Source organism: Enterococcus asini ATCC 700915, from assembly GCF_000407365.1.
In the GTDB taxonomy this organism is placed as follows: Bacteria; Bacillota; Bacilli; order Lactobacillales; family Enterococcaceae; genus Enterococcus_C; species Enterococcus_C asini.
Genome location: NZ_ASVU01000001.1, coordinates 144,851 through 162,012, shown reverse-complemented (window position 1 = coordinate 162,012; position 17,162 = coordinate 144,851). Strand labels below are relative to the sequence as shown.

Here is a 17,162-nt window from a genome sequence, read left to right as displayed (position 1 = left end):
ATCAAAGGCTCTTTGATCCCGAGCCATCTTTAGGAAAGGAAGTTTTTTGATGCGTTTGAATCGCTATATCTTGACGACGCTAGTCAAAATCCTATTGGTCATTTTATTGGCGCTGATCCTCTTTGTCCTGGGTACCATGATTGGCTATGGTGGCATCGGTGGGGGCATGCCCCTGAAGGTCTTTTATCCTGGATTGTGGACACATATTTTGAACTTTATGAAATAAAAGCAACTCCCTTCGTCATTATCGGCGAAGGGAGTTTGTTTTATTTGTTACATAGGCGTAATAATTGCTTGTTTTATCGGAATTAATCAAAAAATAGCGACAAATTCCCGGCTTTTTCTCCCATTTCGTAACACCACTGTCTAGAGTGTTTTTTCTTCATGAATTTTCATAATGAATCACTAAAAAGAGAGTAGCACGGGGTTTTTCGACGTTTGTGCTTTTTTTGTTTTTAAGAGTTGTCTGAGAATGTGTCATTTATGACAATTTTGAAAACCCTTTTTCACAGCCTGTCAATGACGCTTAACATACTTGTAACCAAGCCTTCCATTGCCCATGATAAGATACAACTCGTGAGCAATTAGGAGGGAATAAACGAAGATGAAAAGTCGTTTTTGGCCAATCGTATCGGCAACTGTGGTCTTAGCATTTGGAAGTTTACTGCCGGTTTACGCCGCAGAAAATCAAGCGGAAGCACCAAGCATGGAAACAGAAATTGTCGAAAAAGAAACCGTTCAAAATTTGTCTGCCTCTTTGGTGGAATTAAGTAAAGATAATCAAGCAATTACTTTGGTGAAAGAAGATATTGCGAAGAAGGAAGCGGCAGCTAAGAAAGCCGCAGAAGAAAAAGCGGCGAAAGAAGCAGCTGAAAAGGCAGCAGCCGAAAAAGCAGCGGCAGAGAAAGTAGCCAAAGAGAAAGAGGCTGCAGAAAAACAAGCTGCAGAAGAAGCCGCAGCTGCAGAAGCTGCTGAACAAGAAGCGGCAACTAGCAGCACCCCAGCTGGTGGCCGGACGATTACAATGGAGTCCACCGCTTATAGTTCCGATCCTGGTGATGCCCTTGGAGGCGGCAGTGTGACAGCTACTGGTCAAAACCTATTGACCAACCCAATGGCAGTAGCCGTTGATCCTAGCGTCATCCCATTAGGCACCCGCCTTTACGTAGAAGGCTACGGGGAAGCATACGCAGTGGATACTGGTTCTGCAATTCAAGGAAATATTATCGACGTGCATTTTTCTACAGCAGCTCAGTGTTATAGCTGGGGACGACGCACAGTTCAAGTAACCATTTTAAGTTAAGCAAAGTCGGCTTTGGCCGACTTTTTTTGTATTCTTTACTTAGTAGTTTGAGGCTGGATGTTCTTTTGATTTCATTAGGAACAAGAGAGCAAACTTGTCAGAAAACCCGAAAGAAGCTATGATAAGTCCAGCATAAAAGAAGGTAGGCTTTTTCATGAAACGCATATTAATCAGTTGTGTCCGAGGGTATCAGCGCTTTATTTCCCCTTTGTTTCCCCCTAGCTGCCGTTATTACCCCACATGTTCCACTTATATGATTCAAGCGATACAAGTCCACGGGGCTTTAAAGGGAACCATGATGGGCACGGCGCGGCTGTTACGTTGCCATCCCTTTGTCAAAGGGGGCATTGATTACGTGCCTCGGAAGTTTTCATTAAAGCGCAACACGCAGGACAAAGAACGGCCAAATTACCAATTTAAAAAGGAGCCCTACGCATGAGCCTTGCAATTCGTTTCTTTGATCCCATTACAGAAGTAGAGCGTCTTCCTTGGGAGTTATTATTAGACGCGGATCCTAATCGTGATCTCGTTACGGCATACTTGAAGCAGAGCCTTGTACTAGTGGCCTTTGACTCAGAAAATCCTGACAAACTTTTAGGTGTCTTAGTTTTTCAAGGACGTCTAAAGGAGTGGGAAATCCTCAATGTTGCAGTGGCCCCGGCTTGCCAAAATCAAGGAATCGGGAAAAGGTTATTGCAAGCTTGCTTAAGGGAAATCACAAAGCGGCAAGACCAGAAGCAAATTCTCATTAAAACAGGGGATTTGACGAGTCCTGCCTTAACGCTTTACCAAAAAATGGGCTTTAAGCAAATTGCTTTTATAAAGGATTACTTCGTGGAAAACTATCCCGAACCCATCTATGAAGAAGGCGAGCAATTACGCAATCAAGTGATTTTAGCTTATACCCCATCAAGCACTTGTTCGTAAAAGATCAGACTGAGGTCTGGTCTTTTTTGCGTTTTAGTCGACAAAATCAATGAAAAGGATATTAGTTCTCATAATGAGAAAATGATGATAAAATATTGAAAGTGAACTAAGTATAAAATAAGGGGAGTTTTTTTTCTTCTGAATAAGCAAAATTTTCAGAATATTTAGTTGACTTAGCATGAAAATTTCAGTATATTAAAAACCATATATTAAATGAATTGATTTAGTAATTATTAAGTGGAAGATATGAGGGGGAGTTTAGATGAAAAAAATAATCATGTTGTTTAGCGGTTTGCTACTGCTTAGTGCCTGTAGCGCGGCGCCAAAAGGTTCGGCCGGGGATACTGCCTCAGGGGGCAATGAACAATCCGGCGATACGATTAAAATCGGGGTCAACCTGGAGCTTTCCGGTGCGGTAGCGGCATACGGAAACCAAGAAAAAGACGGCATCGAAATGGCCGTAAAAGAAATCAATGACGCCGGGGGCAGTGACGGTAAAAATATCGAAATCATCATGAAAGACAATAAATCCGATAGCACGGAGGCGGTGTCTGTTACTACGAGTTTGACGACGAAGGACAAAGTAGTGGCAATGATTGGACCGGCAACGTCTGCGGCGGTGAAGTCCTCCTTGCCAAATGCTACGAAGGTCAAAGTGCCTTTGGTAACTCCTTCTGGAACCGACGACTCGATTACCTTGCAAGGGGATGCAGTTCAGCCTTATGCGTTCCGGACATGTTTCCAAGATAGCTTCCAAGGTAAGGTTTTGGCAGTCTATGCCACAGATACTTTAAACGCGAAAAAAGCGGCGATTCTCGGGGATAACTCCAGTGACTATGCCAAAGGGTTGACGACGGCATTTAAGGATGCATATACCGGCGAAATCACAGCGGAAGAGAACTTTACTAAAGGGGACAAAGACTTCCAAGCCGTTTTGACCAAAATCAAAGACAAAGACTTCGATGTCTTGTATTTGCCAGGTTACTATGAAGAAACTGGCTTGATCACGAAGCAAGCACGGGAAATGGGCATTGATGTTCCAATCTTGGGACCTGATGGCTTCTCAGATCCGAAATACGTGGAAATCGCCGGAAAAGAAAATGTCAACGATATCTACTATGCTTCTCATTTCTCCACTAAAACAGCGGATAATGAAAAAGTAACTACCTTCGTCGACAACTTCAAGAAAGAGTACGACAAGGATCCTTCTTCTTTCAATGCTCTGGCTTATGATGCGGTCTACATGATCAAACAAGCCATTGAAGACCAAGGTTCAGCTTCTTCTGAGGCCATCACGAAAGGTCTGGCAGAGTTGAAAGATTTCGCAGGGGTAACCGGTACGATGTCCATTGACAAAGACCACAACCCAGAAAAATCGGCCGTGGTACTCGGTTTGCAAGAAGGTGTGGAAGCATCTGCGGAAGTCGTAAATCCGTAAATAACACAGGTGAAGGTGGATCGTCTTAGGGCGGTCCTCCTTTTCCGCCTTTTACTCACTCCTTTTATAGGAGGAAGTAACTATCCCGGATAGGAAGTGAATTCATGGAAATGATCATTCAACAATTGGTGAACGGCCTATTTTTAGGTTCGATTTACGCATTATTGGCACTGGGCTACACCATGGTGTATGGCATTATCAAATTGATTAATTTTGCCCATGGCGAAGTCTACATGATTGCCAGTTTTATCGGCTACTTTATTTTAAACTACAATGAAAATATCGGCTTTTTCCCGGCGATGTTGATTGCTATGGTGATCTGTGCCGGCTTGGGCATGCTGATTGAGTTTTTAGCATATCGTCCTTTGCGCAAAGCAACGCGGATTTCCGCTTTGATCACGGCGATTGGGGTAAGCTACCTTTTGCAAAACATCATGACCTATTTCTTTAAATCCGATGCCCGGCCTTTCCCTCAAGTGATTGCCCGGAAAAATATCGACTTAGGCTTTTTACAAGTGAGCAATATTCAATTGATTATCCTGTTTGTGTCTTTGGCCTTAATGGTGCTTTTGCAATTGGTCATTCAAAAGACCAAGATGGGGAAAGCTATGCGCGCTGTCTCCGTGGATAGTGACGCTGCTCAGCTCATGGGGATCAATGTTAACCGGACGATTTCCTTCACCTTTGCACTAGGCTCCGCGCTAGCAGCAGCAGGGGGGATGTTAATCGGCTTGTATTACAACTCCATCGATCCGATGATGGGGGTGGCGCCAGGTTTGAAATCCTTCGTAGCGGCGGTTCTCGGGGGCATCGGGATTATCCCAGGGGCAGCACTAGGGGGCTTCGTTATCGGATTAATCGAGACCATTGCCACAGCTTTAGGCTATTCCGACTTTAAGGATGCCTTGGTATATCTGGTTTTGATCATTATCCTTTTGGTGCGACCAGCGGGAATCTTAGGCAAAAACGTCAAAGAGAAAGTGTAGGTGATCCTTATGAAAAAAGTAGCAAAATACAATCTCATCTGGCTCGCCTTCATCTTGGTGAGCTATGGCATCCTATTGGTCTTGTACAATGTGGGAATCGTGGATTTGTTTATCGACAACGCCCTAGTGAACATCGGCATCAACGTGATTTTAGCGGTGGGGCTGAATTTAATCATCGGTTATTCCGGTCAGTTTTCATTGGGTCACGCCGGGTTTATGGCAATCGGGGCGTATACCGGAGCGATTTTTGCCATGCAGAATCCGACTTACGGGGGATTTTTCTTAGGCATGTTAGTCGGTGCCTTGTTGTCCGGTATCCTGGCATTAGGCGTAGGGATTCCGACCTTGCGTCTTAAGGGGGATTACTTGGCCATTGCCACATTAGGGGTGGCGGAAATCATCCGAATTTTGATCGTCAATTTAGACGGCATTACCAATGGACCAGCGGGGATTTTCGGTATTCCCCAGTTCACTACGTGGGAGATGGTCTTTGCCTTTGCGGTGTTGACGATTTTAATCGTGGTGAACTTTATACACAGTGGTCCTGGCCGGGGCGTCTTGGCTGTACGAGAAGACGAGATTGCCGCAGAGTCCATGGGGGTCAATACGACGAAGTACAAAGTTATGGCTTTTGTGGTAGGTGCTATGACTGCCAGTGTGGCGGGGACCCTTTTTGCCGGCTATAAGCAGTCGGTCTTTCCTGGGGATTATGGCTTTATGAAATCCGTGGACATTTTGATCATTGTGGTCTTTGGAGGTATGGGTTCTACGACGGGAGCAGTGATTTCAGCGATTGTCTTAGGCGTCATGAACACTTTCTTGCAAGACACTGGAAGCCTGCGCATGATTATCTACGCTTTGGCTTTGATCATCATCATGATCTTCAAACCAAGTGGGCTGCTAGGTACTTGGGAGTTTTCTGTAAAAAATATCTTAACGAAAATTACTGGGAAAGGAGCTGGTTCGGATGCCACTATTGACCGTTAATCAATTGACTAAAAATTTTGGTGGACTGGCGGCGGTTTCCCATGTGAGTTTGGAATTAGAAACCAATGAACTGGTGGGCTTAATCGGTCCCAATGGTGCGGGGAAAACCACTTTGTTCAATCTGCTAACGGGAGTCTATGAACCTAGCCAAGGGGAGGTTGTCTTATACAAGCAGGGCAATCCTATAACTTTAAACGGCATGAAACCATATAAAGTAGCGAAAGTCGGTCTGAGCCGGACCTTTCAAAATATTCGCCTCTTTAAAGAACTAACTGTAATGGACAATGTCCTAATCGCCATGAACGCCAAACATCAAGAGGGCTTTTTCACCAGTGTGCTGCGCTTGCCGAAGTTCTATCGGGCGGAAGCAGAGCTGCGAGAAAAAGCCACAGAACTCTTGCAGATTTTTGGCTTGGAAAAAAAACAAGAGACTTTGGCGAAAAACTTACCTTATGGGGAACAACGACGCTTGGAAATCGTCCGGGCCTTGGCCACCGAGCCACAACTGCTTTTCTTGGATGAACCAGCGGCGGGGATGAACCCGCAAGAAACGGCGGAATTAACGGCCTTGATTCGCAAAATTCAAAAGGATTTTCAGTTGACGATTCTTTTGATTGAACATGATATGAGCTTGGTTATGGACGTTTGCCAGCGCATTTACGTGTTGGAATACGGGCAACTCATCGCTCATGGCACACCGGCAGAGATTAAAAATAATCCCCGGGTAATCGAAGCTTACTTAGGAGGAGAGTTATAATGTTAAAAATCAATAATTTAGCCGTCTCCTATGGCATGATTCAAGCGGTTCACGGGGTTAGTTTTGATGTAAAACCGGGAGAAATCGTTACGTTGATTGGGGCGAACGGTGCGGGGAAGACCACCATTTTGCGGACTATCTCCGGCTTGATTCGACCGAAAAGCGGTCAGATTCTCTTTGAAGATCAAGATGTTACTAAGACTCCTCCACAAAAAATCGTGGCTGCTGGACTATCTCAAGTGCCAGAAGGCCGTCACGTTTTCTCTGGACTATCCGTTATGGAAAACTTAGAGATGGGGGCCTATTTGCGAAAAGATGAGGGGCTGAAGGCAGATTACGAGCAGGTCTTTGAAAAATTTCCTGTGCTAAAAGAACGGCGCAATCAAGATGCTGCGACGCTTTCCGGTGGGGAACAACAGATGCTGGCCATGGGGCGAGCGCTGATGTCCAAACCAAAACTCTTGCTACTAGACGAGCCTTCCATGGGCTTAGCACCGATTTTTATTAAAGAGATTTTTTCCATTATTCAAGAAATCAATGCTCAAGGAACTACGGTTTTGCTAATTGAGCAAAATGCAAAAATGGCGCTGTCGGTGGCGCATCGGGGCTATGTTTTGGAAACCGGGAAAATCGTTCTTTCCGGTACTGGAGCAGAACTCTTGGATTCCGAAGAAGTCAAAAAAGCCTATTTAGGAGGGTAAAGTATGAGTGTACGGGATTTTATGCGGAAAAATTTAATCGTGGTCAAACCGGAAACACCGATTTTTGATGCGGTGGATTTAATGAAGCAAAACGATATTCACCGTCTACCTGTGGTGAATCATGGCAAGCTAGTGGGCTTGATCACAGAGGGTATCATCGGCGCAGCTATGCCATCCAAAGCCACTAGTCTAAGTGTTTACGAGATGAATTACCTGTTAAACAAGACCACGGTCGCCGATGTCATGGAAAAAAAGGTCCTGACCATTGAGGCAGATGCTTTATTAGAAGATGCGATTTACAAGATGCGCCAAAATAATGTAGGGGTCCTACCAGTGATGGAAGCCGGGCATTTGGTAGGGATTATTACCAATAATGATATCTTTGATGCCTTTTTGAAAATCACCGGCTACAACAATGGAGGAACTCGAGTCGGCGTGCAAATAGCAGAGGACCATCAAGGAATCTTAGCTGAAATTTGTCGCTTGTTAGCCGATGCGGAGTTAAGCATTTTAACCATCGTGGTCAATCGCATGGAGTTGGTTACTAATGTGGAAATTCAAGTGGAATCACGAAACACGGAGAAAATTCGCCAGGTCTTAACAGCCGGGGGCTATCTCGTGACAGATGTGGTTTTGACCAATCCCAAATAAGAATCCAGAAGAAGGGCTGCGGCTCTTCTTTTTTTGCTATTTTTTACCGTCTCATAGACTTCCTCGTGCTTTTTTTGTTGGCCTGTGGTAAGCTAATTAGGCAGAATCAAGCTCGCTTTTAAGGAAGAACTTGCTTGAATCAGAATACATCCTAGGAGGTGCACAACTGTGTCCAAGAAAAATAAAGACATTGAAGTTCGCATCGAAGAAACGAACCGGACGATTAAAGGAACGAACTACGTAATCAATCAATTGTCCATTGGAAAAAAATTGGTTGGAGAAGTCATGACCTTAGGCGCGAAGGAACACGAAGCCTTTTTAGGGGACGAAGATCTAGGTTCTTACAAGTCAGTGGACTTGGCCATCGAAGCAATTTTGCTACAACACAATCTTCACGATTAAGGTTGCGAGCGTTTTTTTTAGGGAATTTCGATTTTTGTAAAAAAAATTGAAATTTCCACTTGCAATCAAAAACGTTTTTTTGTATGATAATGAAGTCGGGTCGAGAGATAACGTTCGGCCAAGCTGGAGGAGTAGCGAAGAGGCTAAACGCGACGGACTGTAAATCCGTTCCTTCGGGTTCAGTGGTTCGAATCCACTCTCCTCCACCATTTTTTATTGGGGTATAGCCAAGCGGTAAGGCAAGGGACTTTGACTCCCTCATGCGTTGGTTCGAATCCAGCTACCCCAGTTTCTAACGAGAGCAATGTGCTCTCGTTTTTTTGTGCCTTCAAAGGGGACATCTTGCTAAGGGAGAAATGAAAATACTTTGACGTAGCTAAGGACAAAACGTATACTATTCTTGAATGAAAACACATACAAAATTGTAAAGGGTGGAATCAATGGCAACTGTCAAACAACTGCATAACGAACGCTACGGCGATTATTTTGAAGTGACCAATAAAAATGGGGTAACACTTTTATTGAGTCCTTTCGGCGCCCGGGCCTTAGAATTAGTTTTACCACTAGCAGAAGGTCCGCGAAATGTCTTGGTGGGCTTTGATACGATTGAAGGGCACAAAGGAAAATACTTTAATGCGAGTATCGGTCCGGTGGCTGGTCGGATTGCAAAAGCGCAATTTGAACTAGAAGGCAAAGTTTATCAAACAGAGGCTAATCAAAAAGGCAACACGCTTCATGGAGGACTTCACGGTTTTGACTTGGAAACTTGGACGGGCACTCCTTTTGAAAAAGAGGGGGCGGCGGGCGTCGTCTTTACTTTAGAACGCAAAGACGGGGACTATGGGTTCCCAGGAAACCTGAAAGTTGAAGCGATTTATACGTTGACGGATGAGGATGAGTACAAGTTTGGCTTTACCGCAACGACGGATCAAGCTACATTGTTCAATCCTACCAATCACGGCTACTACAACTTAACAGGCTCACCAAGCAATCCGATTGATGAACACCGCTTGGAAGTTCATGCCTCCAAAGTTGCCGAAACCCGAGACGATGTGACGACCACGGGGGAACTCTTACCAGTATCCGGCACGAAATTCGATTTCTTCACAGAAAAGACAATCGGGGATACGATGCTAGACGATCCATTTGTTTTGGATAAAGACCAAGAGCAAGCCTTAGTATTAACTGCACCGGATGGCAAAGTCGCACTGACATTGACCACCACCGAACCTGCTGTGGTGATTTATACCACAGGAGAAAGCGAAGTAGGCTATGAAATGAACGGGGGAGCAATGACACTTCATGGTTCTGTAGCAATCGAGCCACAAAAAATCCCCGGAACGGAAAGCTATCCTCAGTTTGGGTCCATCACGCTAACGCCGGATAAACCATACTTTGCGGAAAGTCAGTTCAAATTAACATACAAATAAACGAGGGCATTTTTACAAAGGCAGAACTTTTTTTAGAAGTTCTGTCTTTTTTTCTTGACACTTATTGATTACGAATGTAAACTATCGGTGTAGTAACGATTACGAATGTAAACGAAAAAGGAGGAATGAGCATGGAAGCCACTCGTACCCAACAAACTGTCAGCCCGCAAATCAAGATCAGTGATTCCGAATGGGAAGTCATGCGCGTCTTGTGGACGCTAGGGTCTGCCGATGCCCAAGAGATTACCAGTCTTTTAGGGGAGCGCATGGACTGGAAGCTAGCCACAGTGAAGACACTTTTGGGGCGCTTAGTAAAGAAAGCTGCGGTTACCACGGAAACAGCGGGAAAGAAGTTTCGTTATTTTCCTGCGGTCAGTGAAGAAGAAACCATTCAAAGTGCCACGGAAAATCTTTTTTCCCATGTCTGCGCAAAAAAAATGGGGGCCACGATTGCTGATTTAATAGCAGAGTCCACCTTAACTCAAGCTGACTTGGAGCTGATCAAAGAGGCTTTAGCTGCGAAAGTTCCGGTAGCAAAAATTGCTTGTAACTGTATTCCCGGCCAATGTGAATGCAGCGAACATCAAAAAACAACCAAATAAATCAAACTGAATTAATGGAGGAAACTAGCATGAAACAAACATTTTCAATCGAAGGTATGAGCTGTAATCACTGTGTGGCAAAAGTCGAAGTGGGAATCAAGGAATTGCCCGGGATTCAAAAAGTGAAAATCAATTTAAAAAAAGGCAATGGGGTCGTGAAATTTGACGAGGGGCAAGTGGATGCTGCTGCGATTGCTGCAAAAGTCACCGAGACAGGCTATCCTACTCAGGTGATGTAAATGAGTGAGATGACGAGTTCCCAAACCCAAAGTTTTGTCATTACGGGGATGACCTGTGCCAATTGTTCCGCCCGAGTGGAAAAAGAGCTTAATGCTCAGCCGGGGGTCAAAAGTGCCAACGTGAATCTGGCCACGGAAAAGGCTACGGTTTCTTTTGAAGACACCACACCGCAAGCGCTGATCAAAAGTGTGGAGAATATCGGCTATGGTGCGATTTTAGACGATGAAGCCCATCGGCAACAAGTTGCCAAAGAAAAAGCCGAACGAGTACAAAAAATGAAGCGAGATGTAATTATCAGCGCCATTTTAGTCGCGCCTTTGATGATTTCCATGCTCTTGATGATGGCTGGGGTGCATAATCCTGTGGTAGCATTCTTCCACTTGCCGCTAGTACAATTAATCTTGGTGACACCGATTCAATTTGTCATTGGCAAACGCTTCTACACCGGTGCTTATCATGCAATTAAGACCAAAGCGCCGAACATGGACGTCCTCGTTGCCATGGGGACGACCGCAGCTTACGTATTGAGCTTGTACAACGGCTTTTTGGCCGATAAACCTCATGAATTGTATTTTGAGTCCAGCGGTATGATTATCACGCTGATTTTACTAGGAAAATATTTGGAAACCATGGCGAAGACCAAGACGTCCAATGCCATTAAACAATTGATGAACTTACAAGCCAAAACGGCGCGGGTGTTGACCACGAGTGGGGCAGAAGTCGAGTTGCCCTTAGAAGAAGTCACCCCAGGGATGACCGTAATCGTTCGTCCGGGCGAACAGATTCCCGTGGACGGTGAGCTCTTGGTGGGGCTGACCTCCGTCGACGAAAGTATGCTCACCGGAGAAAGTCTACCTCAAGAAAAAGCCGTGGGGGATACGGTTTTCGGTGGTACGGTTAATACCACGGGACTAGTTCAACTGCGAGCATTAAAAGTCGGCAGTGACACGGTGCTTGCCCGGATTATTCGCATGGTAGAAGATGCCCAAGGATCAAAAGCGCCGATTCAACAAATCGCCGACAAGATTTCCGGGATTTTTGTACCGGCAGTTTTGATTGCAGCAGCGTTGACCTTAGTTGTCACTGGCTTTGTGACTGGCGACTGGCAGCAAGCCGTGATTCACAGTGTGGCGGTGCTGGTAATCGCTTGTCCTTGTGCGCTGGGCTTAGCTACCCCGACTGCTATTATGGTGGGCACGGGACTAGGTGCAAAAAATGGGATCTTAATCAAAGGGGGCCAAGCGCTAGAGACGGCTTCTCGGATTTCCAGTGTGATTTTGGATAAGACCGGTACGATTACCGCCGGAAAACCCCAAGTGACCGATATTTTGTTGCAAAAAGATGACTTGTTAGATGTGATTGTCAGCTTGGAGAATCAATCGGAACATCCATTGGCTCAAGCCATTTTGCAATACGGCCAAGAAAAAGGCGCCCGACAATTGCCTGTCACCGATTTCTCTACGCTTCCTGGATATGGTATTACCGGGAAAATCAATGGCGTGACCTATCGACTCGGCACGAAAAACTATGTGGCGGACTTGGCTCACTTGGCTGACTATGAAGCAAGTTTGACGGCTTGGAGTGAAGCAGGTAAAACGCTGATGATTTTAGCCGATGAAAGCCAAGTCCTAGGAGCAATCGCCGTAGCGGATACGATTAAAGAAACGTCCCAAGAAGCGGTTAAAGGTTTGCAGGAAAAAGGCATCAAAGTCTACATGCTCACCGGGGACAATCAAAAAGCGGCGCAATACATTGCCAAAATCGTCGGAATCCCGGCAGATCAAGTTTTTGCAGAAGTCTTGCCAGAGGATAAATCCGCTAAAGTCCAATACTTGCAAGAACAAGGGGAAATCGTGGGCATGGTCGGCGACGGGATCAATGATGCTCCGGCCTTGGCTTTAGCCGATATCGGGATTGCCATGGGCAGTGGCACGGATATCGCCATGGAAACCGCTGATGTGACCTTGATTCACAGTGATTTGACCTATGTGGACAAGATGATTCGCCTCTCTCAAGCAACGATACGTAAGATCAAGCAAAACCTTTTCTGGGCCTTTGTGTACAACACCATTGGCATTCCTTTTGCGGCTTTAGGCTTTTTAAATCCAATTGTCGCTGGGGGAGCCATGGCCTTTAGCTCAGTGAGTGTCTTGCTAAATTCCTTGAGCTTGAATCGCAAACGGCTCTAACCTTGAAAAATCATTTTGTGGAAAGCAAATGCCAACTGCAAAATGATTTTTTTATTTAGGGGGAAAGATGGCTCAACAAGAAAGGATGTTTACTAGATGATCAAACAGAAATGGCGGATTCTTGCCGGTGTCGTCCTACTTGTGGGTGGGGGCTTTTTCTTAGGGAAAAACCTCACTCAAAAACAGGGGACGACGGATTCTCAAGGAAGTCATGGGATGATGGGGCAAATGATGACCGACGAAAGTGCGCCTCTCCAAGTAAGTGAACAAAAGGAACAAAAACTTGCGATTCCGCCACTACTGGAACCAACGGAAGAAGAGGGCAATCACGTAACGTATCGAATTACAGCCCAAAAAGGCGCCTATCAAATCAAGTCAGGGAAAAAAACACAGACCCTAGGCTACAATGGTGATTTCTTGGGTCCGGTGATTCGCTTGAAAAAAGGGCAAGACGTGACTTTTATCACGGAAAATCAATTGCCTACAGAAACATCCTTTCACTGGCATGGACTAAAACTGGCATCTTCTGCGGATGGAGGGCCGCATCAAGTCATCGCTCCTGGACAGACCAAGACCGTAAACTTTACCGTGGAGCAAGAAGCCGCTACTTTATGGTTTCATCCCCATCCTATGGGAGCAACTGCGGCCCAAGTGTATCAAGGCTTAGCGGGATTGCTCTATATAGAAGATGATCACAGTAAGCAATTGAGGCTACCAGATGAGTATGGGGTTAATGATTTTCCGCTGATCGTTCAAGACAAATCCTTTGATCAGGACAACCAATTGAACTATCAAGAAGATACTACGGGAGATGGGATTCAAGGGGACACACTGTTAGTGAATGGTACGCTGAATCCTTATCTAGAAACAGAGGAACGTTGGCTACGCTTGCGTGTCGTCAATGGCTCCAATGCCCGCAATTTTGATTTTTCCTTATCAGAAGGCCAGCCTTTCTATCAAATTGCAACCGATGGGGGTCTTTTAAATCAAGGAGTGAAATTAACCTCCTTGCGCTTGTCTCCTGGTGAGCGAGGAGAAATCCTGGTGGATACCCAGCAATTTCGCTCGGGAGAAAGCTTCCGTCTTTTAGCGAATCAAAACACTGCGTTGACCATTAAAATCAACGGGCAAAAAGCTACAGCCTTTGATTCCAAAGAAACACTCAATGAAATAAAGCATGTAGCACAAAAAGACTTACAAGGCTTAAAGCGCCAAGAAATCACTTTAAAAGGGATGTCCCACATGGTCAGTATCAATGATCAAAAATTTGATCCGGAGCGAATTGACTTACAAGCAAAAACGGGTACCCAAGAAGTTTGGGAAGTGAGTAATGTCGGCGGGATGATGGGTGGCATGGCTCATCCATTCCATCTTCATGGAGTTCAATTTCAGATTATTTCCCGTAATGGGCAGCCACCTAGTGAAAATGAAGCGGGGTGGAAAGACACGGTATTAGTCAATCCAGAGGAACAAGTGGAGCTATTGGTGACATTCGATCATCCCGGCCTTTTTATGTATCACTGTCATATTTTGGAACACGAAGAAAATGGCATGATGGGGCAAGTCAACGTGGTTTAGACTGGAGGTTCGCGGAAACGGCTTTTCCCGAGCTTCCATGTTAGGATGGAGATAGGAAAAGAATTGGAAAGGGGCGTTGTTTTGTGAAGGAAGAACAACCGAAACATGAACATGATATGAGCAAGATGGATCACGAACACATGGAACATGATATGAGCAAGATGGATCACAAGCATATGGAACATGATATGAGTAAGATGGATCACGAACACATGGAACATGATATGAGCAAGATGGATCACGAGCATATGGAACATGATATGAGTCAGATGGATCATGGGCACATGCATCACGATATGGCTGGGATGGATCATTCCATGGGGGGCATGGACCACTCCATGCATATGGGCAATTTTAAGCAGAAATTTTGGCTATCGCTAGTTTTGGCGATTCCGATTATTTTACTATCCCCTATGATGGGGATGGAATTGCCCTTTCAAATTACATTCCCCGGTTCAGACTGGGTAGTGTTGATTTTGGCCACGATTCTCTTTTTCTACGGTGGGCAACCGTTCTTGGCCGGTGCTAAAATGGAACTAAAAGACAAGAGTCCGGCAATGATGACGTTGATTGCCATGGGGATTACGGTGGCCTATGTGTACAGCATTTACTCCTTTATAGCCAATCGTTTCCTCCACACTCATGTAATGGACTTTTTCTGGGAGCTAGCTACGTTAATCGTGATTATGCTCTTAGGTCACTGGATTGAGATGAATGCCGTGTCTAATGCCGGCAACGCTCTGCAAAAACTGGCGGAGCTCTTGCCCGATACAGTTACCCGTTTGACTGACAAAGGAGAAGAAGAGGTCTCTTTACAAGCGGTCAAAGAAGGGGAGCGGCTGTTGGTCCGGGCTGGCGATAAGATGCCGGTAGATGGAGTGATTGAAAAAGGCGAAACTACCGTGGATGAATCCGCAGTGACCGGGGAATCACGAGGGGTGAAAAAAGCCGTGGGCGACAAAGTTATCGGTGGCTCTGTGAACGGTAATGGCACAATCACCGTAAAAGTCACCGGGACCGGTTCTAGCGGTTACTTGGCGAAAGTCATGGAAATGGTACGTTCCGCTCAAGCACAAAAGTCAAAACTGGAAAATCTTGCGGATAAAGTAGCGAAATGGCTCTTTTACATCGCTCTTTTTGCTGGGATTGCAGCATTTGTCATTTGGTTGTTCGTCGCGGATTTATCTACGGCTTTAAATCGTATGGTGACCGTCTTCGTCATCGCCTGTCCTCATGCACTGGGCTTAGCGATTCCGTTGATTGTGGCTCGTTCCACATCCATTGCGGCGAAAGAAGGGCTCTTGCTGAAAAATCGCAACGCCTTGGAAAGCGCTACGGAAATTCAGCAAGTCTTGTTGGATAAAACTGGTACATTGACCGCGGGTACTTTTGCGGTTACGGGCTTTGTGAATTTCACAAAAGACCAAGATGATCAAGAGGTTCTGAGTGTTCTGGGCGCTTTGGAAGCTTCTGCTAATCACCCGATTGCCACAGGGATTATGAACTACTTGAAAGAGCAAAAAATTACTCCCAAAGCCGCCGAAGATGTGAAGAATGTTTCCGGTGTGGGCTTAACGGGAACGGTGGCTGGGCAAAAAGTTGCCATTGTCAATGAGTCGGAGTTAAAACGACGGGCAATCACCGTTCCCGATAAAGCCAGCGACCGATACGCTGAACAAGGCAATACGATTAGCTATTTACTAGTAGCAGACGAATTGTGGGCCTTGATTGCTTTAGGGGATCAAATCAAACCAGAAGCAAAAGCTTTCATTAAAGCCTTGAAAGAGCGGGAAATTGAACCGGTAATGCTGACCGGGGACAATGAACACGCCGCGGCCAGTGTGGCGAAGTATCTCGGATTAGATCATTACTATGCAGAATTGTTACCGGAAGACAAAGAAGCCATTGTGGCAAAATTAACCGGTGAAGGCAAGAAAGTTGCCATGGTTGGGGATGGAATCAATGATGCTCCAAGCTTGGCCCGGGCCACGGTAGGGATCGCTATTGGAGCGGGGACTGATGTCGCCATCGACTCGGCAGATGTGGTCTTAACCAACTCCAATCCCGATGACATCTTACGCTTTTTGGATTTGGCTAAGGAAACCCGCCGCAAGATGATTCAAAACCTCTGGTGGGGAGCCGGCTACAACATCTTTGCGATTCCGTTAGCAGCAGGGATTTTGGCACCAATCGGCATTATCCTAAATCCGGCGGTGGGGGCGATTTTGATGTCCTTGAGTACCGTGATTGTTGCCATTAATGCCATGACTTTGAAGATCAAATAAAGAAAAATCCGCCACCTCAACAAAATGTGGTGGCTTTTTTGCTGGAAGCCTGTAGTGGAGAGAAAGGTTTGTGTTATAATGTGTTCGTTAACGAAGTAGCGGGATGCGCTTCGTCCAGGAACAGCTTGAAGTAGTAGTGAAATAGGAGTGACGAGATGGAATTAAAGAAGTTGGACGTACCTACAACATCGATTACTGAAGTCAAAAAATCCCCCATGGATGTCTTTGAACAAGCCCGGGAAGCAGGGACTGCCGTCTATGTTTTCAATCGGGAAAAAGTCGCTGGGGTCATGTTGACTCAAGAACAATATGAAAATCTCTTGCAGGAATTGCACAGTCGTCCGCAAGTAGAAGAAGAACCGTTGGAATCTGTGGCAGGTTTGGATGATTTCCTCGGAGTGATGCGAGAAGCGTTGATTACCGGCTCTACTGTTTCCGCCAAGAATTTGGATGAACGCATGGTGGCTTTAGGATTTATTACCCGGAAGACCGGCTTTGGCGGCGTGGTGGACATGGTCAATGAGCTGAAACAAACCGGCAAAATCGTCTACCAACTACGCAAAAAACACAATGGTACCAATATCGTAGCGGAAGTGATTGGGGAACAAGACAATCAAGCTTCTATGTTTGATAAAGTGATTATCAAGAAGATTCACCTAAAAGAAGTCGAATAAAAAAACTGGCAA

Annotated in this window: 18 protein-coding genes and 2 tRNA genes; all 20 read left to right on the top strand. The window is 45.5% G+C overall.

Annotation, left to right across the window (positions count from 1 at the left end; translation table 11 throughout):
* Positions 1-49: 49 nt before the first annotated feature.
* On the top strand, positions 50-226 hold the full coding sequence (locus I579_RS12600) for a DNA-directed RNA polymerase subunit beta (RefSeq protein WP_010753101.1): 177 nt from the start codon (positions 50-52) through the stop codon (positions 224-226).
* A gap of 378 nt (positions 227-604) precedes the next feature.
* Entirely contained in the window at positions 605-1,303 is a 699-nt protein-coding gene (locus I579_RS00835) for a 3D domain-containing protein (RefSeq protein ID WP_010753102.1), read from the top strand.
* Positions 1,304-1,457: 154 nt separating this feature from the next.
* Positions 1,458-1,742 (top strand): membrane protein insertion efficiency factor YidD, encoded by a 285-nt coding sequence (gene yidD, locus I579_RS00830; RefSeq protein WP_010753103.1) that lies wholly within the window; start codon positions 1,458-1,460, stop codon positions 1,740-1,742.
* On the top strand, positions 1,739-2,230 hold the full coding sequence (locus tag I579_RS00825) for a GNAT family N-acetyltransferase (RefSeq protein ID WP_010753104.1): 492 nt from the start codon (positions 1,739-1,741) through the stop codon (positions 2,228-2,230). Before yidD ends, I579_RS00825 begins: the two co-directional genes overlap by 4 nt.
* Before the next feature lie 262 nt (positions 2,231-2,492).
* A complete protein-coding gene (locus I579_RS00820; protein ID WP_010753105.1) occupies positions 2,493-3,668 on the top strand; it encodes an ABC transporter substrate-binding protein in 1,176 nt (391 codons plus the stop codon).
* A gap of 104 nt (positions 3,669-3,772) precedes the next feature.
* A complete protein-coding gene (locus I579_RS00815) occupies positions 3,773-4,654 on the top strand; it encodes a branched-chain amino acid ABC transporter permease (RefSeq protein WP_010753106.1) in 882 nt (293 codons plus the stop codon).
* 9 nt (positions 4,655-4,663) lie between these two features.
* Positions 4,664-5,641 carry a branched-chain amino acid ABC transporter permease gene (locus tag I579_RS00810; RefSeq protein WP_010753107.1) on the top strand — a complete coding sequence of 326 codons (978 nt, stop codon included), beginning with the start codon at positions 4,664-4,666 and terminating at the stop codon, positions 5,639-5,641.
* Entirely contained in the window at positions 5,622-6,398 is a 777-nt protein-coding gene (locus I579_RS00805; RefSeq protein ID WP_010753108.1) for an ABC transporter ATP-binding protein, read from the top strand. Before I579_RS00810 ends, I579_RS00805 begins: the two co-directional genes overlap by 20 nt.
* Positions 6,398-7,099 carry an ABC transporter ATP-binding protein gene (locus tag I579_RS00800; protein ID WP_010753109.1) on the top strand — a complete coding sequence of 234 codons (702 nt, stop codon included), beginning with the start codon at positions 6,398-6,400 and terminating at the stop codon, positions 7,097-7,099. Before I579_RS00805 ends, I579_RS00800 begins: the two co-directional genes overlap by 1 nt.
* A gap of 3 nt (positions 7,100-7,102) precedes the next feature.
* The gene (locus tag I579_RS00795) at positions 7,103-7,750 is read left to right on the top strand and encodes a CBS domain-containing protein (RefSeq protein ID WP_010753110.1); all 648 of its coding nucleotides are present in this window, start codon (positions 7,103-7,105) and stop codon (positions 7,748-7,750) included.
* Between the two features lie 168 nt (positions 7,751-7,918).
* Positions 7,919-8,152, top strand: coding sequence for a DUF2969 domain-containing protein (locus tag I579_RS00790; protein ID WP_010753111.1), 234 nt, complete (start codon positions 7,919-7,921; stop codon positions 8,150-8,152).
* 125 nt (positions 8,153-8,277) lie between these two features.
* Positions 8,278-8,361: transfer RNA gene (locus tag I579_RS00785), tRNA-Tyr, on the top strand.
* A gap of 8 nt (positions 8,362-8,369) precedes the next feature.
* Positions 8,370-8,441 (top strand) — tRNA-Gln (locus I579_RS00780).
* A gap of 151 nt (positions 8,442-8,592) precedes the next feature.
* A complete protein-coding gene (locus I579_RS00775; protein WP_010753112.1) occupies positions 8,593-9,582 on the top strand; it encodes an aldose epimerase family protein in 990 nt (329 codons plus the stop codon).
* Positions 9,583-9,713: 131 nt separating this feature from the next.
* The gene (locus I579_RS00770; RefSeq protein ID WP_010753113.1) at positions 9,714-10,184 is read left to right on the top strand and encodes a CopY/TcrY family copper transport repressor; all 471 of its coding nucleotides are present in this window, start codon (positions 9,714-9,716) and stop codon (positions 10,182-10,184) included.
* Between the two features lie 29 nt (positions 10,185-10,213).
* Positions 10,214-10,423: a copper chaperone CopZ gene (copZ, locus tag I579_RS00765; RefSeq protein ID WP_010753114.1), complete on the top strand. Its 210-nt coding sequence runs from the start codon at positions 10,214-10,216 to the stop codon at positions 10,421-10,423.
* A gap of 9 nt (positions 10,424-10,432) precedes the next feature.
* Positions 10,433-12,613: a heavy metal translocating P-type ATPase gene (locus I579_RS00760; protein ID WP_034810374.1), complete on the top strand. Its 2,181-nt coding sequence runs from the start codon at positions 10,433-10,435 to the stop codon at positions 12,611-12,613.
* Positions 12,614-12,709: 96 nt separating this feature from the next.
* Complete coding sequence (locus I579_RS00755; protein ID WP_010753116.1) at positions 12,710-14,191, top strand: multicopper oxidase family protein; 1,482 nt, start codon at positions 12,710-12,712, stop codon at positions 14,189-14,191.
* A gap of 140 nt (positions 14,192-14,331) precedes the next feature.
* The gene (locus tag I579_RS00750) at positions 14,332-16,476 is read left to right on the top strand and encodes a heavy metal translocating P-type ATPase (protein ID WP_272866949.1); all 2,145 of its coding nucleotides are present in this window, start codon (positions 14,332-14,334) and stop codon (positions 16,474-16,476) included.
* Between the two features lie 155 nt (positions 16,477-16,631).
* Positions 16,632-17,150, top strand: a complete 519-nt coding sequence (locus I579_RS00745; protein WP_010753118.1) for a hypothetical protein — start codon at positions 16,632-16,634, stop codon at positions 17,148-17,150.
* The last annotated feature ends 12 nt before the right edge of the window (positions 17,151-17,162 follow it).